Below are 23,696 nucleotides of genomic sequence, written 5' to 3' on the forward strand. Positions count from 1 at the left end.
TCGCCGACTCGGGAGGGTTCTCCGACTCCGGTGGGCTCGCCGACTCGGGAGGGTTCGCCGACTCCGGTGGGCTCGCCCACCGGAGTCGGCTCGTCACTCCTCGCCGAACGCGAAGTACAGGTCGTAGTGGTCGGCGCATCCGGGGTTGAAGGTCGCACCGCAGTCGGGGCACTCGTGGTCTCCCTCGACGAACTCGCGTGGCGGTAGCTCGGCCCCGCAGACCCCGCAGAGGACCGCGGGCTCCTCGCTGTCGACCGACAGGCGCTCGGCCTCGTGGTCGGTGGCGGCCTCGTGACACCGGAAGCAGGGGTAGTAGGCGTCACAGCAGGCGAACCGGAGCGCGACCACGTCTCGGTCGGTGTCGTAGTGGGCGCAACGCGTCTCGGGGCCGACCTCGACGCCGCGTACGGGGTGGCCGTAAACGTCGCGCTCGGTCGTCGCGTCGTCGCTCCTCACGGTTCCGGCAGTTCGATTTCCGCGCCGTCTCGCGACTTCATCGCTCGACCACCGGGAGGTCTACGACCTCCCCGTCTGCGTACACCGTCGGCTCCCGGAGGATGCCGTCGAAGTGGATGGGCGCGTCGGTGTCGCCGCCGATGCCCGCGTCGTCGCCGATGGCGACGTGGACCGTCCCGCCCGCCTTCTCGTCGAGCAGGACCGACCCGACGAGTTCGGTGACCGCGACGTTGGTGCCGATGCCGAGTTCCGCGAGGTTGTACGCGGCGTCGCCTACGTCCTCGGCGGCGTCCTCGACCAGTCCCCGAATCTCGTCGTCGGAGATGCGCGTGACCTGCCCGCCCTCCACGTCGAATTCGAGGGTCTGGCCCTCCTCCAGCAGGCCGTGGGGCATCATGGTCCCGTCCACGACGTAGGTGCCGTTGGCGTCGACGGGACTGACGAACACCTCGCCAGCCGGGAGGTTCGAGAACTCCCCGGGTTCGTGGACGATACCGGTGTCGTCGTGCCACTCGCGGTCGCCGGGTTCGAAGGTGATGTCGGTCCCCTGCGGGGAGGTCACGCGTATCTCGTCGGCTCCCTCGACCTGCGCGAGCACGTCCTCGCAGTGGCGGGCGATGGCGTCGTAGTCGGCCTGCAGGCCGGTGGTGAACACCTCCTCGGTGATGCCCGGGAGGGTCGCGCCCCGCGCCCCGGCGTCGTTGGCCTTGCCGCGGGCGCGGGTGTGGCTCAGGCTCTTGGTCGTCGGCGCGAGGAACACGTCGGCTCCCGCCATCGCGGCCGCGACGGGCTCGGGCGGTTCCGCGCCGTGGGACTCTCCCGGCGGGTAGCGCGCGATGGTGGCGTCCCGGGATATCTGGCTCGCGACCTCGTAGAGCGCCTCGCCGATGGGCTGGCGCTTGTCGTCGGTCACGATGCAACACGACTCGGTCTCATCGAGGTCGAGACACTGGGTGAGTGCGGTCTCGGCCGCGTCTCGGAGGCTCATGTTCGGGGTGTCGAGTGGACGGGGGTTAGGTCTTGTCTTCCCGGAACGGAGACGGGGAGTAGTCAGAGGGATCGAAATCGAGGCTACTGCAACCTCTAAAGGCCGTTCGTCACGGGCCGGAGAGTTCGGAACCGTGAACAGCCAGAAAGCCCTCGGGCGCTCGCGGTCGCTCTGCGGGATATTCTCGCGCTCTCCGCACCGCCCGCGCGAGAATAGTTGCCCGCAGAGCCGACCACGGGCCTTCGGCCCGCGAGCGCCCGACCCCTTTCAGTCCCACCCGAAGAAGGTGTCACCGGGCGGTTCTCGGTGGACTGCGTCACCGAGCTATGCGGTTCCGAACCCGCCCCTACTCCTCGGAATTCGATTCCTCTTCCTCGACTTCGACGCCGTACTCCGCTCGCGCCGACTCGGGGGACACCTTCCCGAGTTCCACGTCCCGGGCGACAGCCTCCGGGTCGCGGTCCTCGGGGTCGCCGTAGCCCCCAGCGCCCGGGGTCCGGACGCTCACCGCGTCGCCGGGGTCGAGGTCCCGAACCGTCTTGGCGTCGATGGGAACCGCCTCGCCCTCGCGCAGGAGGTAGTCGTCGCCGGGTTCGCCGTCCTCGCCGCCAGCGATGCCGTAGGGTGCGTGGGCCCGGCGGTCGGCGAGCAGGCTGAAGCTGGCGCGGTGGCCCCGGACCTCGATGTCGCGCCGGAGGCCGAGCCCGCCCCGGAACTCGCCCGCGCCGCCCGAGTCGGGGCGGTACTCGTACCGGAGGACTCGGAGCGGGTAGGCGGTTTCGAGGACCTCGGCGGGCGTGTTGAGCGTGTTGGACATGTGGACGTGGACGCCGTCCATGCCGTCCTTGCCAGCGCGGCCGCCGAAGCCCCCGCCCTGGGTCTCGTAGAAGGCGTATGGTGTCGGCTCGTCGCCCCGGGGGTCGGTCCCGCCGAGGGTCACGTTGTTCATCGTGCCCTGCCCGGCCGCGACCGACCGCTCGGGGGCGCGCTCGCCGAACGCGCCGAGAATCACGTCCGTGGTGCGCTGGGACGTTTCGAGGTTCCCGCCGACCACCGCGGCCGGGGGTCGGGCGTTGACGACGGTCCCCTCGGGTGCCTCGATGTCGATGGGGCGGTAACAGCCGGAATTGGGCGGGATGTCGGGGTCGGTGACGCATCGGAGCGCGTAGTAGGTCGCCGACGCCGTGACCGCGAAGGGGGCGTTGACGGGGCCCTCGACCTGCTCGGCCGTCCCCGAGAAGTCGACCTCGACCTCGTCGCCCTCGACCGTAATCGTGACCGCGATGGGGATGTCCCGGTTGCCCCGGCCGTCGTCGTCCAGCGCGTCCTCGAAGGCGTACTCGCCGTCGGGCAGGTCCCGAATCTCGGCGCGCATCCGGCGCTCGGAGTAGTCCTGTATCGCGTCGGTCGCGGCCCGGAGGTCGGCGAGGCCGTGGGTCTCCGCGAGGTCGGCGAACCGCTCCTGTGCGGTGCGGTTGGCGGCCCGCTGGGCGCGGAGGTCCCCGCGGCGCTCGTCGGGCGTCCGGACGTTCGAGAGCAGGATGTTCATCGCGTCCTCGTCGGCCTCCCCGCCCCGATACAGCTTGACGGGCGGAATCCGAAGTCCCTCCTGGTAGATGTCGGTGCTGTCGGCCGCGACGCTCCCGGCCTGCGCGCCGCCGATGTCGGCGTGGTGGGCGCGGTTGGCCGCGAAGGCCGCGAGTTCGCCCTCCACGAAGATGGGCGAGACGAGCGTGAGGTCCGGGAGGTGGGCCCCGCCGTGGAACGGGTCGTTGAGCAGGACGGCATCGCCGGGGTCGAGCGTCTCGGGCGGGAACGCCTCCACGGCGGCCGCCACCGAGAACGGCATCGCGCCCAGGTGGACCGGCTGGTTCTCGGCCTGACTCAGCAGGTCGGCGTCGGCGTCGAACAGCGCGCACGAGCAGTCCTGTCGGTCCTTGATGTTGGGCGAGTAGCTCGTCCGGATCAGCGTCGCGTTCATCTCCTCGGCCACCGCGACGCAGGCGTTGCGAACCACTTCGAGCGTGACCGGGTCGACGCCGGTCGCGCCGGTGTTCTCGTCGGTCGCGCCGGTGTTCTCGTCGGTCGCGCCGGTGTTCTCGTCGGTCATGTTTCCACCAGAACGTTGCCGTACTCGTCCACCCGGCCGCGCTGGCCCGGATGGACGACGATGGTGCTCTCCTCGCCCTCCACTATCGCGGGACCGTCGAACTCGGCCTCCGCGGGAAGCAGGCTCCGGTCGTACACCCGGGTCTCGCGGGGGTCGCCGTCGTAGACCACGGTCCGCTCGTCGGCGAGGGCGTCGTCGACCGACGACGCCCGAGCAGAGGGTTCGAGGGTCGGCGGTTCGACGGGTCCCCGGGCGCGGAGCCGAATCGTCACGAGCTCCAGCGGTTCGTCGGGCGAGGCGTGGCCGTACCGCCGTTCGTGGGCCTCGTGGAACCGGGCCGCCACGTCGTCCATCGCGTCGGCGTCGAGGCGCTCGGTCTCGACCGGCACCGTGAGTTCGAACGACTGGCCGCGGTACCGGAGGTCGACCGCGCGCTCGAAGACGGCGGCCTCCGCGAACCCCTCGTCGGCGAGGCGCTCGCGACCCTCGGCCTCGAACTCCGCGAACTCCTCGCGGAGGTCGGCGGGCGAGACCCCCGCCCACGGGCGCACGCGAGAGGTGCTGTAGTCGTAGGCCACGTCGCTGACCAGCAGGCCGAGCGCCGAGAGCACGCCCGCGGTCCGGGGAATCAGGACCCGGGGCACGTCGAGTTCGGCCGCGAGCGTCGGCGCGTGGAGCGGCCCCGCGCCGCCGAACGCCACGAGGCCGAACTCGCGGGGGTCGTGGCCGCGCTCGACCGACACGACCCGGAGCGCGCGCTCCATGCTGGCGTTCGCGACGTCGAGGATTCCCTGCGCGGCCTCCTCGACCGAGGTGCCGAGGGGGTCGGCGACCGACCGCTCCACGGCCTCGCGAACCGCCGAGACCTCCACGTCGAGGTCGTCCGACAGGAAGTTCTCGGGGTTGAGGCGGCCGAGCAGGAGGTGGGCGTCGGTCACGGTGGGCTCGGTGCCGCCCCGGCCGTAGCAGACCGGACCGGGGTCGGCCCCGGCCGACCGCGGGCCGACCCGGAGGGCGTCGCCCGCGTCGACCCACGCGACGGACCCCCCGCCCGCGCCGATGGTGTGGACGTCTATCGTCGGCACGCCGACGGGGTAGTCGCCGACCTCGACTTCGGTGGAGGTGACGGGGTCGCCGCCCCGGACGAGCGACACGTCGCAGGAGGTGCCGCCCATGTCCATCGTGACCGCGTCGTCCATCCCGACGAGTCCCGCGACGTGGGCGGCCCCCTGCACGCCCGCCGCGGGCCCCGACAGCAGGGTGTCGACCGGGCGCTCGCCCGCGGCGTCGGCGGTGATGATGCCGCCGTTCGACCCCATGATCTTGAGTCCGGCGGGGACGCCGAGGTCGGCGACCTCGGCGTCGAGCGCGTCGAGGTACCCCCGCATCACCGGCTTGAGCGCGGCGTTGAGCGCGGTGGCGAGGGTGCGCTCGTACTCCCGAATCTCGGGGAGAACGTCGCTCGACAGCGAGACGGCGGCGTCGAGGCCCTCGGCGTCGAGGAGTTCGGCGACGCGTCGCTCGTGGGTCGCGTCCTCGAACGAGAACAGCAACGCGACCGCGACGCTCTCGACGCCCGCGTCGGCGAGCGTCCCCGCGAGTTCGCCGACCGCGTCCTCGTCGAGGGGGGTCTCGACTCGCCCGCGCTCGTCGAGTCGCTCGGACACCTCGTATCGTCGGTCGCGGGGGACGACCGGTTCGGGCTTCTCGGCCCGGAAGTCGTAGATGTCGGGGCGGGCCTGACGCCCGATTTCGAGCGCGTCGCGGAACCCCTCGGTGGTCACCAGCGCGGTCTCGGCCCACTCGCGTTCGAGGACCGCGTTGGTCGCGACCGTGGTACCGTGACCGAGGAAGTCCACGTCCGAAAGCGGGAGGTCGGCGCGATTCGCGGCCCGCTGCAGGCCGTCGACCACGCCGTCCTCGGGCGCGTCGGGCGTCGACGCCGTCTTGTTCGCGCGGATTTCGCCGTCCCGGACCGTCACCACGTCGGTGAACGTGCCTCCGATGTCGACCCCTACTCTGGCGTCCATGGTTCGGCTCCCGTTCTCGCGTCCATCTATCTGTGTGGCACGTTCGCGAGCGACGATTTATAGGCTTGGGTCGCGGCGACCGCCGACTCCCCCCGGGAGCGTCCGACGACTCACCCGAACGCCCTCCAAGCGACTCGGCAGTCGGTCGGCTTCCCTCGGAAGCCGACCGACTTACTCGGGGTAGAGTTACTTTCCCGCGTCGGACCCCGAAACCATTATGCCCGAGTTCGTCGGAGGTTCGGGTACATGCTACGGGTCGGTATCAACGGGTACGGTACTATCGGCAAGCGCGTCGCCGACGCGGTCCGGGCGCAGCCGGACATGGAGGTCGTCGGCGTCGCCAAGACGCGTCCCAACTTCGAGGCCGAGCAGGCCGTGGCGAAGGGCTTTCCGCTCTACGCCGCGGTCGAGGACCGCGTCGAACTGTTCGACGACGCGGGCATCGAACTCGCGGGGATGGTCGAGGAACTGGTCGAGGACAGCGACGTGGTGGTCGACGCCTGTCCCTCCGGCATCGGCGAGCAGAACTCGGCGATGTACGAGGAGTACGACACGCCCGCGCTGTACCAGGGCGGCGAGTCGGCCGACTTCGTGGACACCAGCTTCAACGCCCGCGCGAACTACTCCGACGCCAGCGACGCCGACCACGTCCGCGTGGTGTCGTGCAACACGACCGGGCTCTCGCGGCTGGTCGCGCCCCTCCGCGAGGAGTACGGCGTCGAGAAGGTCCGGGCCACGCTGGTCCGGCGCGGCGGCGACCCCGCCCAGACCGGTCGCGGTCCCATCAACGACATCCTGCCGAACCCGGTCAGCCTCCCCTCCCACCACGGCCCCGACGTGAACACCATCTTCCCCGACCTCGCAATCGACACGCTCGGGCTGAAGGTGCCCGCGACGCTGATGCACATGCACAGCGTCAACGTCACCCTCGAATCCGAACCCGACGCCGAGGAGGTCCGGGACCTGCTGGAGGACGAGTCGCGGCTGTTCGTCATCCCCGAACACTTCGACATCGACGGCGCGGGCAAGCTGAAGGAGTACGCTCAGGACGTGGGTCGCCCGCGCGGGGACATCTGGGAGAACTGCGTGTGGGGCGAGTCGGTGACGATGGAGGGCGAGGACCTCTACCTCTTCCAGGCCATCCACCAAGAGAGCGACGTGGTGCCCGAGAACGTCGACGCCATCCGCGCGGTCACGAACACCGCCGACGCCGAGGAGAGCATCGAGGCGACCAACGAAGCGCTCGGGATGGGCATCTGAGTCGAGCGGTCGGCGGCAGTTTTTCGGGTCAGTTCGAGGCGACGCCCCACGCGACGTGGTCCCAGAGGCGCTCGTAGACGTAGTAGGTCCCCGTCTTGAGGACGTTCGTGACGAGACCGATGTTGAGCGCGTCGCTCACGTCGCCCACCACGAACCACGCGACGCTCACGGTTATCAACAGCATGAACAGCCGGTAGCACAGCGTCTTGACGACTGCTCGGGACCGGGCCTGGTGTGCCGACCGCGACAGGAACCGCGCGACCCCCATCATGCGGGAGGCTCCCACGCCCAGCGTGATAAAGTAACCGGGCGCAGTATCATTATTCAGAGATAGTAACTGAATACGGTCACATTCCTCGGGTTCGAGTCCGACGTGTAACCGGAATCGCCGCTCGGCTGGAGCCGAGCGGCGATTCCGGACCGGGTCGACGAACGCGCGGCAAACGACCACGGGTGCCAAAGGCTTTTGCTTGCATGCGCCCTATCGCCGAACATGCGACGAGACGACCGCGACGACCCCTTCGACGACCTCTTCCGGGAGATCGAGCGGATGATGAACGAGATGATGGGCGGGGACTTCGACATGCAGGTCGAGCGCGGCGGCGACGCGACCGGGTTCGGTACCGACACCCACGTCGACATCCACGAGGCCGACGACGAGGTCCGGGTCATCGCCGACCTCCCGGGCGTCGAGAAGTCCGACATCGACCTCAAGTGCGACGGCGAGGTGCTGACCATCAGCGCCGCGAGCGACCACCGCGAGTACGACGAGCGCGTCCGACTCCCCGCGCAGGTCGACGAGCACTCCGCCACCGCGACCTACAACAACGGCATCCTCGAAGTCGCCTTCGAGAAGTCCGACGAGTCAGCGGATATCGACGTACAGTAGGTCCCATTCCGCAGTTCTCCCGCTTCTTCCGTTCTCGCGCTCCTCACTCCCCGGCGGTCTCGCGAATCAGCCCCGCCAGCCTGTCGTAGAACCCCGCGTCGTACTTGGTCTCGGCGTCGATGGTCGGGCGGGCGTTGGTCTCGTTGACCACCGCGCGGTCGCCCGAGACCAGGATATCCACGCCGAGGAAGTCGATGCCGAGCGCACCCGCGGTGCGCTCGGCGAGGTCTCGGAGGTCGGCGGGCAGGTCGACGCCGGTCGCCTCGGCACCGCGGTGGACGTTGTGCTTCCAGCGCCCCGACTCGCGCTCGGCGTCAGGCAGTCTGCGCTCGACCCCGCCGACGCACTCGCCGTCGACGACCATCGCGCGGTAGTCGGTCGCGTCGGCGACGTACTCCTGGACGAGGAACGACTTGTCGCCGGTGGCACGGTAGTCGTGGACGAGGTCGAGGTAGTCGGTCACGCCCAGAAACGAGTCGGCGTCGCCCACCTTCGCCACGCCGACCCCTCGCGTGGTGGAGTTTGGCTTGACCACGACCGGCGTGTCGAACCGGTCGAACGCCGCGAGCAGGTCGGACTCGTCGGCGGGGTTCGACACGAGGACGGTCTCGGGGACCGGAATCCCGGCGCGTTCAAGGCGGGCGACGACTCCGGCCTTGTTCCGCGACGTGAGCACGTCCTCGCGGTCGTTGACCCACGGCACGCCGAGGGCGGCGTCGAGGACGCCGCCCTCCATCGCCCGCGAGGGGTAGACGAATCCCGCGTCGAACCCCTCGGCGTCCCACGGCGGGTCGGCGAGCGCGATTGCCCGCCCCTCGGTGGGGACGTGGCGCGCTCGAATCCCGCGCTCTTCGAGGGGGTCGCGCATGCGCTCGAACGTCTCCTCTCGGTAGGCGACCGCGAGGTCCAGCATACGCTCTCAGAGGGAGTGGGTGGGTAAAAAGGTGGGTTTCGGGAACGTTCGGTATCTACCGAGCGGTCGGCTCACGGACGATAAACAACGAAAGGAAACCGACGAGAACCGCGCTACGCGACCAGCAGTTCCTCGCCGCGCTCGACCTTGATGCGACACGGCGGGGAGATCTTGTTGTACGCGCGGCGGAGCGCGTCCTTCACGACCGGGGCGTCCTCGGGCTGGCACCACGCGGTGAAGATGCGGTCGTTGCGCGGAATCCGGGCGGCGGTACCGACGACCTTCCCGAACGCCTGACGCATCCCGTCGGAGACACGGTCTGCACCCGCGCCGGTCGCCTGCTTGTTCTCCCGGATGACGTGGTGGGGGAACTTCCGGAGGATCATCTTGTAGTTGTCCTGACCGAGTTCCTTCAGCAGGTAGCGGTTGGCCGACAGGCGGGAGGCCTCCAGCGCGCCGTGGCGGAGCTGGACCTCTTCCTCGGTGAGGAGGCTGATCTGGACGGGGTAGTCGTCCTCGTCGCTTTCGATGTTGCCCATCTTGTGCTGTGCGATCTTCGAACCGGGGATGCCGGTGATGTACTCGCGTCGGGTGTACGGCGGCTTGCTGATCTCCCGGTACATCGAGGCGGGTTTGTCCGACATGGTTATTACTGGTGTCTGAGGGTCACTGCGCGGATAAACCCTTCGAAGCGAGACAAGGGAATCCGGTGGAGACGGGCGGACCCGGCGGTTGTGACGGGCCAGCACACACCACAGAGTCCCGTCACGGCCGGACCGCCACGAGCGTCAGCGCCGCGAGCAGGCCGCCCTCGACGAACCCCGCCGCGTGCGCGAAGACGTTGGTGAAGGTGCCGCCAGCGACGGGGCTGGCCGGGAACAGGCCGTAGACGAGCCAGACCAGCAACGCGAGGACGAGCGAGACGTACACGAGGTCGAAGCCGACCCGCCGGTAGTGGTCGCCGCCGAGCTTCGCGCCGAGACCGCGCGTGACGATGCCCGAGACCGCGAGCGCGAGTCCCGCCGAGACCGCTGCGACCTCGACCGGATCGGTTCCGTCGCGGTATATCCAGAGCAGTTCGGCGAGCAGGAGGAGGACCGCGAACCCGCCGACGAAGAACGCGGTCGCCCGGGAGTAGTTGGCCCGGAGCTGGACCGCGACCGCGGCCAGCAGGAACCCGCCGAAGCCAGCGACCACGCCCGAGAACCCCCGCGATATCGGCGTGGAGCCGGGATATCGGGATTCGAGCAGGACGTAGCTGGTGAGGTTCACCGCCACCGGGAGCGCGAGGAGGAAGACGGGGAGCGTCCGGCGGAACCACGCCCGACGGCCGGTGTTGAGACAGACGAGGTAGGTGACCACCGCGAGCGAGAGGTAGCCGCCGACGTTGTTCAGCAGGTGGTCGTTCCCCGCGTGGACGTAGGCCGCGGTGAGGAGCGTCTCGGGGGCGAACGCGCCGTGGTCGAACGCGAGGCGGTCGTGGGTCGCCTCGGGGAGCAGGACGTGTACCGCGACGAGGACGACCGCGACCGCCGCGACGACCGCGAGGTCCCCGGCGACCGCGGCGCGCGGATAGTCGAACCCCTCGGACGCGTCGGTCATCGGACGTAGACTTCGCGGGGCGGCGGCAAAAAGACACCTGCCGGGCGCGCCTGACGGCGCGCCCGGCAGGTCGTCGAATCGGTTCCGCGGGCCAGACTGGTCGCTCGAAGCGACTCCGCGGACCCGGCCGCCGGAACGACTATTGGCGGTCGCCGTGCAGGTTCGCCATGGTCGAAAACGAGAGCGACACCTTCGACATCGGCGGCGAGCTTGCGGTCCGTCGGCTCGGCTACGGCGCGATGCGGCTCACCGGCGAGGGAATCATCGGCAGGCCCGACGACGAGGAGGCGGCCCGCGAGCTGCTCCGGCGAGTCGTCGAGACGGGCGTCGACTTCCTCGACACCGCCGATTCCTACGGACCGGGCGTCAGCGAGCGACTCGTCGGCGAGACCCTCGACCCCGACGACGCGGTGGTGGCGACGAAGGCCGGACTCCTCCGAAATCGGGAGGGCGACTGGATTCCCCACGGCGACCCCGACTACGTACGGAATCAGGCGCTCGCCAGCATCGACCGCCTCCGGACCGACAGCATCGACCTCTACCAGTTCCATCGCCCCGACCCCGACACGCCGTTCGCCGAGTCGGTCCACGCCTTCGCGGAGTTGAAGGACGAGGGGCTGGTCGACCACGTCGGGCTGAGCAACGTGAGCGTCGACCGGCTCGACGAGGCCCGCGACATCGTCGAGATAGCGACCGTCCAGAACGAGTACAACGTCGGGAATCGCGAGCACGAGGACGTGCTCGAAGCCTGCGAGCAGGCGGGCATCGGGTTCATTCCCTACTTCCCCATCGGCGCGGGCGACCTCGGCGAGAAGGCCGACGCGCTGGCGGCGGTCGCCGAGGACCGGGACGCGACCCCGCGGCAGGTCGCGCTGGCGTGGCTCCTCCAGCACTCGCCGGTCACCCTCCCGATTCCGGGCACCGCCAGTATCGAGCATCTGGAGGAGAACGTCGGCGCGTCGGCGGTCGAACTGTCAGACGAGGAGATGGCGCGACTCGACGAGTGAACGGACTCGACGAGTGAACGGACTCGACGAGTGAGCAGACTCGACGGGCGAATCGACTCGACCGGAAGGTGACGCGGTGGCCCGGCGCGACGCGCCGGGCCACCGCGTGGATGCCTCTGGGCGGCGTGATAAACGTAGGATGGTTAGTAGTACGCGAAAGTCCGAGCCGACTTACAGTCGCTCGACGTTGGTCGCGCGCGGGCCCTTGTCGGCCTGCTCGATGTCGAATTCGATCTCCTGTCCCTCTTCGAGGTCGGGTCCGCCAACGTCCTCCATGTGGAAGAAAACGTCCTCGTCCGCGTCCTCAGTGTCGATGAAACCGTAACCGCCAGTATCGTTGAAGAAATCAACCGTACCTGTTGCCATTGCTTTTGGACACAGTGGCGGTGGACAAATAAGGCTTCCGAGAGAACCGGTACCACGGGTCGTGGGGATACGTCCGGCCGGGAGCCGGGCCAATCGGCACCCTCAGTCGTCGGCGACGGGGGTCTCGGGTCGGAACTCCCTGCTGATGGCCTTCCACTTGCCGGTCGAGAACCGGTAGTAGTTGACGGCCGCCGGAACCACGGTCTCGGCCATGAACGACAGGTACAGCCCCACGAGTCCGAGCGGAGTGGTGGCCCCGAGGTACGCCACGGGTATCGCGAACCCGAACATCCCGAGCACTTGGCTGTAGAAGGGCCATCGGGTGTCGCCGCTGGCGTCGAGCGGCCCCGCGGCCGCGCTCTTGACGCCCTGCGGGACGACGGCGAGACACGCCGCGTAGACCAGCGCAATCGCGACCGGGACCGAGGGGTCGGTGGGGTCGTCGACGAACGAGTGGACGATGGGTTCGGCGAACACGGCGACGACGACCGCCGCGACCGCGTACGTCGCGACCGAGAAGGCCACCACGTCGCGGGCGTACGACTCCGCGCCGGGCTCGTCGCCGTCGCCCAGCGCCTGTCCGACCAGACTACTGGAGGCCAGTCCGAAGCCCCACCCGGGCGTGTTCATCAGCCCCCAGATGCGCCGGGCGATGACGTAGGCGGCGACCACGCTCGGGCCGAACAGGCCGACGATGGCGAGCATCGGGAACTTCGCGACGGTCCACACTGTGTTGCGACCCACGACCGGGAGGCCGATTCGGACGAGGTCGCGCATGGTGTCGAGGTGGACGTACGAGCCGAGCGGGTCGACCGTGACGGGCAGCGCCCCCGCGCCGGGGAGCCGACCCGCGACCAGTCCGACCGCGAACGCCGCGGTCACGAGGACGTTCGCGAGCACCGTGCCCCACGCCGCGCCCGCGACGCCGAGACCCAACCCGAAGATGAACGCGGCGCTCAGCACGATGTTCGAGAGCGCGCCGCCCGCCCGGACCAGCATCGGAGTCCACGCGTCGTCGGCCCCGATGTAGACCCGACTCCCGATGAGGTTGAGGCCAGCGAAGGGCACACCGAGCGCGAGGATTCGGAGGTAAGTCGCGCCGAGTTCGATTGCGCGCGCGTCGTCGGTCATCACCGAGATGAGTTCGGCGGGGAGCGCCCAGAAGGCGACCGAGACCGGGATCGTCACCGCGACCACGAGTGCCACGCTCGACCGGACCGCGCGCCCGAGTTCGTCGAACGCCTCCGCGCCGTAGCGCTGGGAGACCAGCGCGATGGTGCCGCCAGCGAGACCGCCCCCGAGCGAGAACGCGACGCCCCAGTACGGCGCGGCGAAGCCGACCCCCGCGATGGCGACCGGCCCGACCGCGATGCCGACCATCGCCACGTCGACCGCGTTCTTCGACATCCGCGCCAGTCCGGTGACGATTCGCGGCCACGCCAGGTCCGTCGTCCGGCGGACGTGCTTGGGGTCCACGAGGCCGACGCGCGCGAGCGCGAGGCCGATGGAGAGGATGAGCAGTCGGACCGGGTTCGGGAAGCGAGCCACTACGGGGGTGTTTCGAATCGAAAATTAAAGTGTCTTCCTGATTCGGTAAGAGACGGCGATTACACTCCGGAGGTAGTAATAATATTTTTATACCCCCATACTTAATCGTAAGTCGGTGTAATACGAACAATGTCACCAATGACCAAGACTCGATTGGCACTCCTCGTGACGCTCGCACTACTGGCTACCGCTGTCGACCCGGCACTCGCTTGTGACTGGCGGTACGACTGCGTCAGTCCCTGATTCGGACCGAGAAGCACCGACCGACATACGGTGATTTCGGGGCACCCATCCCCATCCGTTTCGGATCGAAAGTCGAGGAGCGGCGACCATCGTGAACTCGCTCCCGATGCGCACAGTATGGTTCGTCTTCTACTGTATTCGGACAGCTTTGCTCGAAGCCGGAGATTGATATCGGAGAGAGACGATTAGAGCGGTAGACACTACGAACGTTAGTGTCTGTCAACTCGGGCTGGTATCCCGTCACCACTACCCCCCAAACTGGTACGGACCGGCGGCCGGGCGTTCTCGGCGGTGAACTACAAGGACCCGGAGCCCGATGCTCGGATATGGACCCGAACGAGGGCACCGACGACCCAGACCGGCTCGCTCGAATACTCCTCGCGACCGCGCTGGCGGTGGTCGCCGCGGTCTGGCTCCGAAGCGGAAAGCGAGTTCGCGGGGCGCTGGCCGGAGTCGGCGCGCTCGCGGTCGGATACGGACTCGCGACCGAATCGGGCGACCTGATGGAGACCATCGACATCGAGGGAAGCGAGGAGCGAGCGGGTCTGAGTGAGGAGGACGGCGGTCTGCGGTGTGCGGCCTGCGGTGAGCCCATCGTCCCCGGACAGCGACGCGGGCCGAACGAGAACCACGAGATCGTCCACGAGGACTGCGAGTAATCGAGAGTTCGGAAGTAATCTCGACCCGACAACCGTCGCTGTCCGGTCGAACGTAGAGAAGCATGCCGCCTCCCGGATTTGAACCGCCGGAGAGCAAAGCTCTCCGAGCCCCCGCTCGCTTCGCTCGCGGGGACGGGGACAGCTCGTCCGACGCCCATGGGCGCTTCGGTGAACCCCATGACGAAGGACCAACTCGAACCCATCTCGCCTGCTGAGGCGAAGAAGATGTACCTCAATGCGCGCGAGCGCGAAGTATCGCAATCAACCCTCGACGGCTACCACTACCGACTCAAACACTTCATCCGATGGTGCGAGGACGTCGAGGGGATCGAGAACATGAATACCCTCTCCGGTCGGGACTTGCAGAGATTCAAAACGTGGCGTCGAGACGATGGAGACTTGAAACCCATCTCGCTTGAGGGACAACTCGACGCACTCCGACTTTTCATCCGATGGTGTGGCTCTATCGATGCCGTCGAGACAGACCTTCACGAGAAGTTCGACGCTCTGATGCCGACACTCGACAAGACAGACGAGCAGAGCGAATCCATCCTCGATTCCGACCAAGCGGAGGCTCTACTCGAATACCAGCGGAAGTTCGAGTACGCGTCTCGTCCCCACGTCATCATCGAAATCCTGTGGCACACCGGGATTCGGCTCGGGGCACTTCACGCACTGGACGTAGACGACTACGACGAAGAGGCTGAGCGGCTTGCAATCCGCCATCGACCGAAGAAAGGGACACCACTCAAGAACGGGAAAGAAGGCGAGCGTATTGTCGCTCTGAACGCCGAGGTTTGCCGCTCAATCGAAGACTGGAGGGATAATCATCGCCATGACGTGGAGGATGATTACGGCCGAGAGCCGCTTCTCACGAGCAGGAATGGGCGGATGAATCGGTCGAGCATTCGGGACGCGGTCTACAGGGTCACTCGACCTTGCTATTATGGGGCTGATTGTCCCAAGGGACGGAATCCAGACGACTGTGAGGCGGGGTCTTATCCCGGATACAGCAAGTGTCCCGTCAACGTCTCGCCTCACGACATCCGTCGAGGCTCAATCACCTACTTTCTGACCGAAGACGTGCCCGAGAAGGTCGTTTCTGACCGGATGAACGTCGGACAGGACGTTCTGGACAAGCACTACGACAAGCGAGACGAGGAGGTGAAGGTGGAACAACGGCGGGGCTATCTCAGCAATATCTAACTGTTCTACTTTCACTACCTCTCCATAAGCATTTTTACGGGATGTATCGTTCGATGACATATGGGAAAAGCAATCACGAATCTCAAAATAATGGTACTTGCTCTCGTCGCTTCCTTCCTGATGTTGACCGTAGCAGGGTTTTGGAGTTACACAGGAGCAAGTGGTCCCATTGACGCTCTTGGGTCAATGCTCGGTTTACTCATCGAGTATCCCCGATTTGGTGGAATGTTGGTGATAGTCATCGGGTTTGTCGTTGTCGCAGATCGAATAGCAGGCTAACTTCCGATATAACAAACGGAGTTATGAGGACGAAAGCTGAAACCACCAAGATTACGTCAACAGTAACGAAATAGCGTTTCCGCCAACTGTCACCGTAAGAAATATTATTTGATAGTGTACACGCCAGTATAACATATGGAAATCACCATTACCTTAGACCATGGTCCTCTGAATGCAGAATTTACGGGTGAGGACCGAGAGGAACTTGAGGACAGCGTTCTCGGATTCGTTGAGTTTTTGGAACAAAATAAGGAGGTCTTTGATGGAACTTCTTTTTCAATAGAGCAGAATGGGGGAGACGAGAATCCAGGACTTGATGCAGAGTTTTGGGAAGAACAACAGGATGAAACTGAAGAATCAAACGGCGACGAAGGGTGGGATGTAGAAGTTAGCTACGGTTCCATCCCCACCCGAACGGGCCTTAATGAGGAAACGCTTAGTAGATACTTTGACATTGACCCGGAAGGAGAGGAACCACCGTATTTGAATTTCGACCCAGAGATACTGGGAGAATCTGGGAATAGTCGAAGTGAGAAGCAAATGCGTAGCTCTCTGATTCTTATGACGCTTTGGCGCGAATGCAATGATATTGAAGCAGTTCGTTCTCCTGACCTCAAAGATGCAGTACGGATTTCGGGAGTTGACGATAATGGTCTATTCAATATGTATCAGTTCAATAATGGGGAAGGAGATAGATATTTCCGCCGAGACGGGAGTGGAGCAAATACGGATATTAGTCTAACGCTACCTGGAGAACGAGAAGGATACGACCAAATCCAGAGAACGGTTGAACGACTGGAAGCGGAAGAGGAAGACAACACGTAAATGTCATTTGACCGTTTTTTGGAACACTACGATAGCGACGCAGGACAGAAGGAACAAATTGGGCTGGCGATTTACTATCTTGAAGCTGAACAAGAGCAGGATGAAGCAAAGCAGGCAGACGTAAAGGACTTGATTCAACGCTCGCGATCATCTATCTCACCGTCAAGCGTTTCAACCTATTTCAGTCGCCTCCGAGAGACGGGTTGGATTACACCAACCGAAAACGAGGGATACCGATTGACACATACTGGAGAAGATGAGGTGGTAATGTTGCTTGATGACGAAGCACTTGGTAATCCCCGCAACGAAGGAGAGAGTTTCATTGACTCGGAAGTAGTTGATGACGAACGGTACGAGAGACTAATCAAGGACATTAACGACTGCTATCGCTACCGCATCTACGATGGAACAATGGTCCTTACTCGCAAACTCTTCGAGGACATGGTCTTTGAGATCTTGAAAACGCACTATGCAGGTAGAGATGTGCAGATGTTCTATAATCAGGAAGACGATTGCCACTATTCATTCAATGAACTACTCAACAAACTCAAGGACGGCGTTTCGACCTTACGACGCTACTCCCGGGAACTTGATGACGCCTTCGTAGAGGAAGTTCGTGAACTCAAAAATGCAGGTAACCGAGGTGCTCACTCAATCAGAGTCGATTTTACTGATGATGAAGTTGAGGAGTGGGCAAGCGATGCTACAAGGATGTTTGAGGTTCTCTACGATGTACTCCTTGGCGCTCGCATTGCAGATGAGCAGGGGAACTAAGCCTCGCTGACTCTCATTTCGCTCTCACGGCTCTTCATGCCGCTCTTAGGAGGTCCTCAAGGTAAGCAAAGGAGAACATTGGCAAGATATTATCTCTGCGCATATCGCAGTCTACTCGCTCTCACGAGAGATGGGCTATACGTCACTCTTTGGAGCACCTGGCCCCCACGAGTCGTCATGTCCGTCGGCAGACTCCATCTCGTCAATACTCGGTGGTGAATCAAAAGCAGGAACGCCAAACCCCCAGTCCATCTCCTCCCAGTGAACCTCGATCTCCAAGTCCTCGGTCAACGTTCGGTGACGATGGGCATCGTCGCTGGCCTGACTTACGTGATTCCTGAGATGGCCAGGTTCACCGACAACCGTTCGACTACACCCGTCAATCGGACAGGTGTACACCTCGGGGCCGTCCGTCGAACCATCATCCCCGTCTCGGACCTTGCGAATCTGTTTGAGTTTATCACGGCTTTCGGTCTTACTCATGGGAGTTCCTCCGGGCTTGTTTCATCTGTTCATCGAACTTCCGCTCACGGGCACGATGCATCGTATCCCGCATCCAGTCAGGGTACCGACGTTCAGGAGGGAGTTCAAATGGGTCGCGACGGGGGATGACGCGGTCTGAGAATGGCCGAGATTCCCTTAAAGAATTCTTTAAGGAGTGTTCGGCCATTCTTGTAAGATCAACTCTACCCGCGATATTCAACGATTCAACCCCATTAGCGTGCCATTTAGTTCCTCGACCAGCACCGGTCTTTTCAGCTATGCCCTCCTCGCGGAGTCGGTTGAGTGAATCCATCGCCGTCGACTTCGACAAATCGGCCCGGCGTGCAATTTCTCGACCAGAAATACCGTCCTCGTTTTCGAGTACAGACAGGACTGCTCGATCACTGTCGTTGCGAAGATTGCCGTGAGGACAAGCATCGAATGATCCGCTTGGCGTTTCCCGACCGATCTTCTTGGTTTCGAGCCAGTCAGGAACTAAGCCCGTGGCGATGTAGACTGTCGCTTCAGTGTCGTCTTTTCGACCAGCACGCATCGCCGCCTGAAATACGCCCCCACGACGATGCATATTGAGGATATCATCTGCGATTGGATTTCCGAGTGAGAGATTCATCCCCTGAGTTTCCTCTACCCGTTCAGCACTTTCGCCGAATAGTGCCGTGAGATGCTGGTAGTAACTATCTCCCCGAGAGGGAGCGCCCAGCACTACCAGAAGCTGAGAGTCACCAATTTGGTTCTTCCCCCGGAGGGCATCGTAATACAAGTCTTCATCCCAAAGATGATCGAGTCCTCTCTCTTCGAGTTGGTCTCGAATATCCTTGCCAGTTATCAGGTCCGGGCGTTTTCCGTGTTTTTGGTGAACTTCTCGAAGGTATGCCTCACATTTGGGAATGCTAAGGTTCCCTCCCTGTGCAGGCCATGCGTGGGAGTTCAGTTGGATGAACTCGTATCCTTTCTCGCGGAGGTATCGGTTACGCTCCTGCTCGCCGAATAGGCGATAGTGCTTGAAGTCCCCACCGAGAACTCGTCTCCACTTCGAGAGGCAAGGCGTAGCGTCGAGCCCGATGACCGCCTCTGCTCCTGAGAAGTCCGGTAAGTCGAAGAACCACATTGTCGGGGTACCATCATCGTGACCATCTCCGCTTGTCTCGTATAGTTTTTCGAAGACTGCCGTCCGGTCTCCGGGAAGTTCCGTGTATTTTAGACCGTTATCTAACTTTTTAGCCCCGTAGATAGCGTACGCGATGAGTGGGGCCTTTGCATGGAAGTCCCCTACTGAATCCCTGTGATCGGTTGGTTCAAGACCGATCTTTCCAAGTTCTTCTAATGCCTTTACTCGGTCATCTCCTTCGAGACGCCGTAGGCTATCGAAAGGGAAGTCATCAAGCGTATCGATGAACTCTTGCGCTTCCTTAGCCGGGTTTTCGATAACGGTATAGTATTCATCAAAGGCGTCTTCATCGAGGACGACAACGCGATTCTCGACGTATGCTGGGTTGTACGCCTGCACGAAATTTCCTACGAGGAGATCGAGACCGTCCGCGTCAATCTGAGTGACTCGTTCGCAGTATGGACAACTGTTCTCTCCCCGCTGGCATGGAAGATCGAACTCTCGATGAATCTCACCCGGTGACCAGCCGTTATTGCGAGCGTTTCGCGCTTCTTGAGCGACCGGGTCATCTCGATAGGAAGGATTCTCGTCTCGTAGCGTTGGGCAGAATTCTCGCTTCGGAAGTTTCTCAACCCCGACTCCGTCCTCCTTGCCCCAGTCCTCGAATTGGTCGTAGTTATCGGTCAGATTCGTGAGAACCGTGACCGGCATAGCATCGGCAACCTTCGGAATACTTCGTGACTTTCCTATGCCGGGGAGAACATCGAACAGCGCGGTCTCTCCGTTGAGCGCAGCTTCCGTAATACCGTATTTCAGGACTTCTCGCGGAGGTTGCCGCCCGGTAGGTCTTTTACTTAGGGGCTTCTTTTTGCTCATGTCGAAGGGCTCCCTCCTTCGGCGACTGGAACTTGGTTCCCTCCGAGTTCCGATGTACCACGTCGAGCCAACTTCGGATGGCGTCGGGTCCGTTCTGACCCACCCTGTTCGACAGTTCGTCGATTTGGGGGTTCCGAGTGCCCACCTCGCCCCCTGTCCTTCGTTACGTTCATTGTCTTAGTCCTACTTGTCGGGATCCAACTCTTCGGCAGCTTTCTGCACGAACTCGTCCCACGTAACTCCGAGCTTTGCTTTGGTCACTCGGGCTTCATCACGGGTCGATTCCTCGGCAGGGATAATTGGCTTGGAAGCCATGTCAAAGGTTTAGAATTACTGACCCATAAAACGCCAAGTAAGTTATTACGAATACGAAGTATGAAATTTATTCCCCGAAAGTGTACCGACTGAAACTGAGAATCTCATCGGAGTCAGTAGTAGCAATAGAAGCCGTTAGACCCCATCGCATGAATTTGCCGTGAGCGGCTCCCTCTCGAATTTGAGGTTCTATCAGACCGATTCCTCTGCAAATGATGAGAAATTGATTGAGCGGCGCGAGAGCGGCTCCTATGAAGAGGTAAGAGGACACTTCTCGTCTAGAAACTCGATTTGGCCTTTAGAACCCCTGATTGTACGATATTCGGTCGAATTACCCGGTAACCTCTTTGGCGTATACGAGTATTCTCAAATGTAATGTCAGAAAGACTGTCGAAGGCACAGAGGGAGAAGGTACAGGAACTGATTGACGAGCGGGTTGAGGATATCAGACGCGCCGCCCTGAAACTCAAGATAGAACAACTGACAGGGGAAGTCCTTGGCGAACTCCATAACCGTGGTGTAGATACCGACCCCGAAGGCATCGATATGGTGGAGATAGCTCGGGAGTGCGTATTGGACGTGATGTTCGGAGATGAGACATCAGCAGAGACCATCGAGATTCCAGTCGGTGGTCGGCATAACCACGGCCACACTACGGAAGTCACTCTGGAAACAGAGGATGCGCCGGAGACGTATCTTGAGGAAGTCCCCATCGAGGACGGAGAAGACCCCGAAACTGTAGAGGTCGAACGAGTTGAGCCATCCGGTGACCCTCGACTGAACGGAGAACTCAGCTCCTCCGAGATAACCCGGGCTTTCCAAGAGGGACTAACTCCCGAGATGATTCTAGGGGACCGTCACACGAATGACGAGGATACGTCTGAAGAGCCGAACCCGGAAGATGTACCCAGAGCCGGACTACCGTGGTACCAGTAACAATGAGTACGAGTGATTCCCTCAACGCGACGCCCAAAGACGCAGATCGGGTAGTGAAGATGGAGACGAACAGGGTCTACAATCCCGTCGTGAGTACAGAAGAGGTCGCCGAAGAACTTGGGATTGGTACGGAAGAGACGTTCGAGCTACTCGAAGAAGCCCCAAGACCCTCAGGAAAGCAAGTTGGGGATACTCACGTCTGGTGGTAATAGGGATACAGAAAAGGGTCAAGAACGATGGAAATTGGACCTAATCCCTCTCGTCATCACCACACGTCCGAATCTCTCCAATCAATCCTATGACGGACGATATCTGTGGCGCGACGAACCGTCACGGTGAACCCTGCCAGCAACCTGCTGGATGGGGAACCGACCACGTCGGAAAGGGTCGGTGCAAACTGCATGGTGGTAATGCAGGTGCGCCAGCGGATAATCAGAACGCCTCCAAACACGGGCTCAACGCTGACCTGCATCACTACTACCGGGACCTCCCACCTGAACAGAAGGAGTTCATCGAGAAGATTGCCGCGACAATCGAGGATCGAGTTCGAGAGAACACGGGAACAGTCGACTATATGGACCGGGTCTTGTCCAAACAAGTGGCGATTCAACTCCACATCTCCTCGAAGGCGTCGGCATACATAGAGAAGGAGTCGGGGCTGGTTCAGGACGTTCCTGCAAGAGGTTCGACTCGCAAGGAAGCGGCTCCACTCCTCGAAGAGGTTCGTCGATACGATGACTCGATATTCAGAAATCTCAAGAAACTCGGTGTTCTCGACGACCCCGATTCACAGAAAGCTGATGCACTGGAATCTTGGCGCGATTTCATCGAGAAGAGCTACGATTCGTGAGCCGCCGTGAACGAGGTCCTATGCGATTTTTCGATTCATCAGGTTCATTCCTCTGCTCCAGATAACAATTGGCAAATGACGGCAGATATAGCCGTCTCTGCGAAAGTGGGTGTCAGAAGGTGGACTTGAAACGTGACCCCCGGTCCCTTTCGTGCCTCGACGCACCTCGGTCATGGACGGGATATCCTCTTTAGCCCAACCCCCCGTTTTCGAAATACGGCGCAATAGTATTCAGAGTATCAAAATCTTCCGGAGAATGCTCGTAAGAGGGATCTGTGCCGGAGAGGTCAATTCCCTAATGAGATAGCAGTGAGGCTGGTTCACAGGTAGGTGAATGATCCTTACTGGAGCCTCACCGAGTTCAGGTGTGACCCCGTAATGGAGATAGGGAACATATTCAGAAGAGAAAGAATTGTAAATCTACCAAAGGTGGTGGCGAGTATGGAAAGTTCACCCTCTGACCGATGTTGTTACACATGGCCAGAGGACCATGCAGTTGATGATCGACCTAATCAACAGAGTTCGTGCTGGCGGAAGGCGTATTCCGAAGAAGCAGACCATTGTCTCTGGCATGCAAACCCGAATAGTGTGTCAAAGTCTGCTGAAGAACTCAGGGTTGTTTGCTCGGATACCGAGGTCCGGGAACAGTGTTCAGGATACTCCGAGTTACTTGACGGAGCCAAGCTATCGGGTGTAAATCTCGAAGATTCCCTTTCATTTACAAACGTCGCGTTGCGAGACGCGGTTCTTCCGGGGTCGAATCTCTCCGGAGTGGTCCTAAAGGATGCGGATCTCACTGACGCAGTTCTTTGGGATGCTGATCTTTCTAACGCAAATCTTTCAAAAGCGGACCTTTCCGACGCAGATCTTCGGGATATAGACCTTTCCGATGCAAACCTATCAAATTCCGACCTCTCTGACGCAGATCTTCTGGATGCTGATCTCTCTAATGCTTCACTCAGAGGTGCAACTCTCACCGGTGCAGACATTCGGGAAGCAGATATCACGGGAGTATCCGTAACCGGAGCGACGACTTGCAAGCGTCTATTTGAGGGGTATGATGGTGAGATATCGACTGAAGATAGTTTCATACCAATGCGTCTCCGGAAGTGGCACTTCGGCTCAAACTTCGGACCTAGAGAATGGGAATCAACTGCACGAGCTTACCATGAGCTCAAATCCATATTAAGTGATCATGGATTAGTGGGTCAGTCTAGAGACATATATGTGAGGGAACGCCGGGCCCGTAGCCTTGAAGCGAAGGCTGATGGGGGTTCCCTGAATCTCAGGTATTGTGGTTCGCTTCTCTCTCAACTCTTTACCGGATACGGTGTTAAAGTTCGAAACCTCTTGGGTTGGATGGTAGCGTTATTTCTCTTTTCGACATCGATTTACGTTATCGCGGGTGTTGAGGAGAGTCTCATGAGGAATATTTCCTACAGTGTTCTTGCCTTCACGGTTGCTCCTCCAAAGATTCCTTCAGGTACTGGAGTACAATTTGTCATGATGATAGAAACGTTCTTTGGAACACTTTCGATAGTGCTATTAGGTTACATCCTTGGCAACCGAGAACGGTTTTGATAGTTGCAGAGAGGCAAGGTTCTCGAAGAGGCACCCAAAATTGGAGCTACTATGGCCAGTCAACCTCATCTGCGTTTTCTTGTCCGGGATATGGAGGCCAACGGCCGTGTTCATTTGGGCCGTATTCTTCTGGACGAGCTATCTCTGACCGCTCTCGTACAACTCGGTCAGTAACTTTAATCGCTACGTCATTACGCTTGTGGACTCCAAATACTCGTTCGTCTTGGTATTGGAATTCCCAATACTGGTGGTCGTCGAGGAAGATTAACCCTGGTTCCTTGCAACCAGGTCGTCCGCAGGTCGCGGCCGTATCGGGATATCCGATAGGTTTGACGGCCGCGATGTAGGTGTACCCATCCTTCCGTTCCTGC

At 61.9% G+C, this 23,696-nt stretch carries 25 protein-coding genes; 12 read left to right on the forward strand and 13 right to left on the reverse strand.

Translation table 11 applies throughout. From position 1 onward, the window contains the following. Positions 1-93: 93 nt before the first annotated feature. The 4 genes from NGM10_RS06545 to NGM10_RS06560 all read right to left on the reverse strand — a co-directional run bounded on the left by NGM10_RS06545 (position 94) and on the right by NGM10_RS06560 (position 5,584). Entirely contained in the window at positions 94-456 is a 363-nt protein-coding gene (locus NGM10_RS06545; RefSeq protein WP_253483121.1) for a CHY zinc finger protein, read from the reverse strand. Positions 457-493: 37 nt separating this feature from the next. Then, a complete protein-coding gene (locus NGM10_RS06550) occupies positions 494-1,444 on the reverse strand; it encodes an aminopeptidase (RefSeq protein WP_253483122.1) in 951 nt (316 codons plus the stop codon). 346 nt (positions 1,445-1,790) lie between these two features. Further along, positions 1,791-3,554, reverse strand: a complete 1,764-nt coding sequence (locus NGM10_RS06555; RefSeq protein ID WP_256504378.1) for a hydantoinase B/oxoprolinase family protein — start codon at positions 3,552-3,554, stop codon at positions 1,791-1,793. Continuing rightward, positions 3,551-5,584 (reverse strand): hydantoinase/oxoprolinase family protein, encoded by a 2,034-nt coding sequence (locus NGM10_RS06560; protein ID WP_253483124.1) that lies wholly within the window; start codon positions 5,582-5,584, stop codon positions 3,551-3,553. Before NGM10_RS06560 ends, NGM10_RS06555 begins: the two co-directional genes overlap by 4 nt. A 246-nt stretch (positions 5,585-5,830) precedes the next feature. Between NGM10_RS06560 and NGM10_RS06565 the strand changes: the two genes are divergently transcribed. Beyond that, complete coding sequence (locus NGM10_RS06565; RefSeq protein ID WP_253483126.1) at positions 5,831-6,844, forward strand: type II glyceraldehyde-3-phosphate dehydrogenase; 1,014 nt, start codon at positions 5,831-5,833, stop codon at positions 6,842-6,844. A gap of 28 nt (positions 6,845-6,872) precedes the next feature. On the opposite strand, the gene NGM10_RS06570 is transcribed toward NGM10_RS06565, so the two are convergent. Then, positions 6,873-7,115 carry a DUF2061 domain-containing protein gene (locus tag NGM10_RS06570; RefSeq protein WP_253483128.1) on the reverse strand — a complete coding sequence of 81 codons (243 nt, stop codon included), beginning with the start codon at positions 7,113-7,115 and terminating at the stop codon, positions 6,873-6,875. 222 nt (positions 7,116-7,337) lie between these two features. Between NGM10_RS06570 and NGM10_RS06575 the strand changes: the two genes are divergently transcribed. After that, positions 7,338-7,733, forward strand: coding sequence for an Hsp20/alpha crystallin family protein (locus NGM10_RS06575; RefSeq protein ID WP_253483130.1), 396 nt, complete (start codon positions 7,338-7,340; stop codon positions 7,731-7,733). 43 nt (positions 7,734-7,776) lie between these two features. Here NGM10_RS06575 and NGM10_RS06580 read toward each other — a convergent pair whose 3' ends face one another. From NGM10_RS06580 to NGM10_RS06590, 3 genes are all read right to left on the reverse strand, one after another. Beyond that, entirely contained in the window at positions 7,777-8,646 is an 870-nt protein-coding gene (locus NGM10_RS06580) for an ATP-grasp domain-containing protein (RefSeq protein WP_253483131.1), read from the reverse strand. A 113-nt stretch (positions 8,647-8,759) separates the two neighbouring features. Beyond that, a complete protein-coding gene (locus NGM10_RS06585) occupies positions 8,760-9,290 on the reverse strand; it encodes a 50S ribosomal protein L16 (RefSeq protein WP_253483132.1) in 531 nt (176 codons plus the stop codon). 121 nt (positions 9,291-9,411) lie between these two features. Beyond that, positions 9,412-10,248, reverse strand: a complete 837-nt coding sequence (locus NGM10_RS06590) for a hypothetical protein (RefSeq protein WP_253483133.1) — start codon at positions 10,246-10,248, stop codon at positions 9,412-9,414. Between the two features lie 167 nt (positions 10,249-10,415). On the opposite strand from NGM10_RS06590, the gene NGM10_RS06595 reads away from it, so the two are divergent. Beyond that, the gene (locus tag NGM10_RS06595) at positions 10,416-11,255 is read left to right on the forward strand and encodes an aldo/keto reductase (protein ID WP_253483134.1); all 840 of its coding nucleotides are present in this window, start codon (positions 10,416-10,418) and stop codon (positions 11,253-11,255) included. A 171-nt stretch (positions 11,256-11,426) separates the two neighbouring features. Here NGM10_RS06595 and NGM10_RS06600 read toward each other — a convergent pair whose 3' ends face one another. Both NGM10_RS06600 and NGM10_RS06605 read right to left on the reverse strand, forming a co-directional pair. Further along, positions 11,427-11,621 carry a cold-shock protein gene (locus NGM10_RS06600; RefSeq protein ID WP_253483135.1) on the reverse strand — a complete coding sequence of 65 codons (195 nt, stop codon included), beginning with the start codon at positions 11,619-11,621 and terminating at the stop codon, positions 11,427-11,429. 102 nt (positions 11,622-11,723) lie between these two features. After that, positions 11,724-13,169, reverse strand: coding sequence for an MATE family efflux transporter (locus NGM10_RS06605; RefSeq protein WP_253483136.1), 1,446 nt, complete (start codon positions 13,167-13,169; stop codon positions 11,724-11,726). Between the two features lie 569 nt (positions 13,170-13,738). Between NGM10_RS06605 and NGM10_RS06610 the strand changes: the two genes are divergently transcribed. The 5 genes from NGM10_RS06610 (at position 13,739) to NGM10_RS06630 (ending at position 17,155) form a co-directional block, all read left to right on the forward strand. Further along, positions 13,739-14,071 (forward strand): DUF2892 domain-containing protein, encoded by a 333-nt coding sequence (locus NGM10_RS06610; RefSeq protein WP_253483137.1) that lies wholly within the window; start codon positions 13,739-13,741, stop codon positions 14,069-14,071. Positions 14,072-14,248: 177 nt separating this feature from the next. Next, on the forward strand, positions 14,249-15,277 hold the full coding sequence (locus NGM10_RS06615; protein ID WP_253483139.1) for a tyrosine-type recombinase/integrase: 1,029 nt from the start codon (positions 14,249-14,251) through the stop codon (positions 15,275-15,277). A gap of 60 nt (positions 15,278-15,337) precedes the next feature. After that, positions 15,338-15,556, forward strand: a complete 219-nt coding sequence (locus NGM10_RS06620) for a hypothetical protein (protein ID WP_253483141.1) — start codon at positions 15,338-15,340, stop codon at positions 15,554-15,556. A gap of 135 nt (positions 15,557-15,691) precedes the next feature. Further along, positions 15,692-16,381, forward strand: coding sequence for a hypothetical protein (locus NGM10_RS06625; RefSeq protein ID WP_253483143.1), 690 nt, complete (start codon positions 15,692-15,694; stop codon positions 16,379-16,381). Positions 16,382-16,648: 267 nt separating this feature from the next. Further along, positions 16,649-17,155 (forward strand): hypothetical protein, encoded by a 507-nt coding sequence (locus NGM10_RS06630; RefSeq protein WP_253483144.1) that lies wholly within the window; start codon positions 16,649-16,651, stop codon positions 17,153-17,155. A 135-nt stretch (positions 17,156-17,290) separates the two neighbouring features. Here NGM10_RS06630 and NGM10_RS06635 read toward each other — a convergent pair whose 3' ends face one another. The 3 genes from NGM10_RS06635 to NGM10_RS18170 form a co-directional block, all read right to left on the reverse strand. Further along, positions 17,291-17,638, reverse strand: a complete 348-nt coding sequence (locus tag NGM10_RS06635) for a hypothetical protein (RefSeq protein WP_253483145.1) — start codon at positions 17,636-17,638, stop codon at positions 17,291-17,293. Then, positions 17,631-19,643 carry a winged helix-turn-helix domain-containing protein gene (locus NGM10_RS06640; protein ID WP_253483146.1) on the reverse strand — a complete coding sequence of 671 codons (2,013 nt, stop codon included), beginning with the start codon at positions 19,641-19,643 and terminating at the stop codon, positions 17,631-17,633. Before NGM10_RS06640 ends, NGM10_RS06635 begins: the two co-directional genes overlap by 8 nt. Before the next feature lie 183 nt (positions 19,644-19,826). After that, entirely contained in the window at positions 19,827-19,958 is a 132-nt protein-coding gene (locus NGM10_RS18170; protein ID WP_256504379.1) for a hypothetical protein, read from the reverse strand. A 375-nt stretch (positions 19,959-20,333) separates the two neighbouring features. On the opposite strand from NGM10_RS18170, the gene NGM10_RS06645 reads away from it, so the two are divergent. From NGM10_RS06645 to NGM10_RS06660, 4 genes are all read left to right on the forward strand, one after another. Then, complete coding sequence (locus tag NGM10_RS06645) at positions 20,334-20,894, forward strand: hypothetical protein (protein WP_253483148.1); 561 nt, start codon at positions 20,334-20,336, stop codon at positions 20,892-20,894. 2 nt (positions 20,895-20,896) lie between these two features. Beyond that, complete coding sequence (locus NGM10_RS06650) at positions 20,897-21,103, forward strand: hypothetical protein (protein WP_253483150.1); 207 nt, start codon at positions 20,897-20,899, stop codon at positions 21,101-21,103. 89 nt (positions 21,104-21,192) lie between these two features. Then, complete coding sequence (locus NGM10_RS06655) at positions 21,193-21,744, forward strand: HGGxSTG domain-containing protein (RefSeq protein WP_253483152.1); 552 nt, start codon at positions 21,193-21,195, stop codon at positions 21,742-21,744. 588 nt (positions 21,745-22,332) lie between these two features. Beyond that, positions 22,333-23,325, forward strand: coding sequence for a pentapeptide repeat-containing protein (locus tag NGM10_RS06660; RefSeq protein ID WP_253483154.1), 993 nt, complete (start codon positions 22,333-22,335; stop codon positions 23,323-23,325). The last annotated feature ends 371 nt before the right edge of the window (positions 23,326-23,696 follow it).

It is taken from the genome of Halorussus salilacus (genome assembly GCF_024138125.1).
In the GTDB taxonomy this organism is placed as follows: Archaea; Halobacteriota; Halobacteria; order Halobacteriales; family Haladaptataceae; genus Halorussus; species Halorussus salilacus.

Coding starts and splice junctions, on each gene's coding strand:
- NGM10_RS06625 (WP_253483143.1), top strand. CDS start 15,692: ATGGAAATCACCATTACCTTAGACCATGGTCCTCTGAATGCAGAATTT.
- NGM10_RS18170 (WP_256504379.1), bottom strand. CDS start 19,958: ATGGCTTCCAAGCCAATTATCCCTGCCGAGGAATCGACCCGTGATGAA.
- NGM10_RS06620 (WP_253483141.1), top strand. CDS start 15,338: ATGGGAAAAGCAATCACGAATCTCAAAATAATGGTACTTGCTCTCGTC.
- NGM10_RS06640 (WP_253483146.1), bottom strand. CDS start 19,643: ATGAGCAAAAAGAAGCCCCTAAGTAAAAGACCTACCGGGCGGCAACCT.
- NGM10_RS06560 (WP_253483124.1), bottom strand. CDS start 5,584: ATGGACGCCAGAGTAGGGGTCGACATCGGAGGCACGTTCACCGACGTG.
- NGM10_RS06600 (WP_253483135.1), bottom strand. CDS start 11,621: ATGGCAACAGGTACGGTTGATTTCTTCAACGATACTGGCGGTTACGGT.
- NGM10_RS06635 (WP_253483145.1), bottom strand. CDS start 17,638: ATGAGTAAGACCGAAAGCCGTGATAAACTCAAACAGATTCGCAAGGTC.
- NGM10_RS06590 (WP_253483133.1), bottom strand. CDS start 10,248: ATGACCGACGCGTCCGAGGGGTTCGACTATCCGCGCGCCGCGGTCGCC.
- NGM10_RS06595 (WP_253483134.1), top strand. CDS start 10,416: ATGGTCGAAAACGAGAGCGACACCTTCGACATCGGCGGCGAGCTTGCG.
- NGM10_RS06565 (WP_253483126.1), top strand. CDS start 5,831: ATGCTACGGGTCGGTATCAACGGGTACGGTACTATCGGCAAGCGCGTC.
- NGM10_RS06645 (WP_253483148.1), top strand. CDS start 20,334: ATGTCAGAAAGACTGTCGAAGGCACAGAGGGAGAAGGTACAGGAACTG.
- NGM10_RS06615 (WP_253483139.1), top strand. CDS start 14,249: ATGACGAAGGACCAACTCGAACCCATCTCGCCTGCTGAGGCGAAGAAG.
- NGM10_RS06650 (WP_253483150.1), top strand. CDS start 20,897: ATGAGTACGAGTGATTCCCTCAACGCGACGCCCAAAGACGCAGATCGG.
- NGM10_RS06555 (WP_256504378.1), bottom strand. CDS start 3,554: ATGACCGACGAGAACACCGGCGCGACCGACGAGAACACCGGCGCGACC.
- NGM10_RS06655 (WP_253483152.1), top strand. CDS start 21,193: ATGACGGACGATATCTGTGGCGCGACGAACCGTCACGGTGAACCCTGC.
- NGM10_RS06580 (WP_253483131.1), bottom strand. CDS start 8,646: ATGCTGGACCTCGCGGTCGCCTACCGAGAGGAGACGTTCGAGCGCATG.
- NGM10_RS06585 (WP_253483132.1), bottom strand. CDS start 9,290: ATGTCGGACAAACCCGCCTCGATGTACCGGGAGATCAGCAAGCCGCCG.
- NGM10_RS06570 (WP_253483128.1), bottom strand. CDS start 7,115: ATGATGGGGGTCGCGCGGTTCCTGTCGCGGTCGGCACACCAGGCCCGG.
- NGM10_RS06550 (WP_253483122.1), bottom strand. CDS start 1,444: ATGAGCCTCCGAGACGCGGCCGAGACCGCACTCACCCAGTGTCTCGAC.
- NGM10_RS06610 (WP_253483137.1), top strand. CDS start 13,739: ATGGACCCGAACGAGGGCACCGACGACCCAGACCGGCTCGCTCGAATA.
- NGM10_RS06575 (WP_253483130.1), top strand. CDS start 7,338: ATGCGACGAGACGACCGCGACGACCCCTTCGACGACCTCTTCCGGGAG.
- NGM10_RS06630 (WP_253483144.1), top strand. CDS start 16,649: ATGTTGCTTGATGACGAAGCACTTGGTAATCCCCGCAACGAAGGAGAG.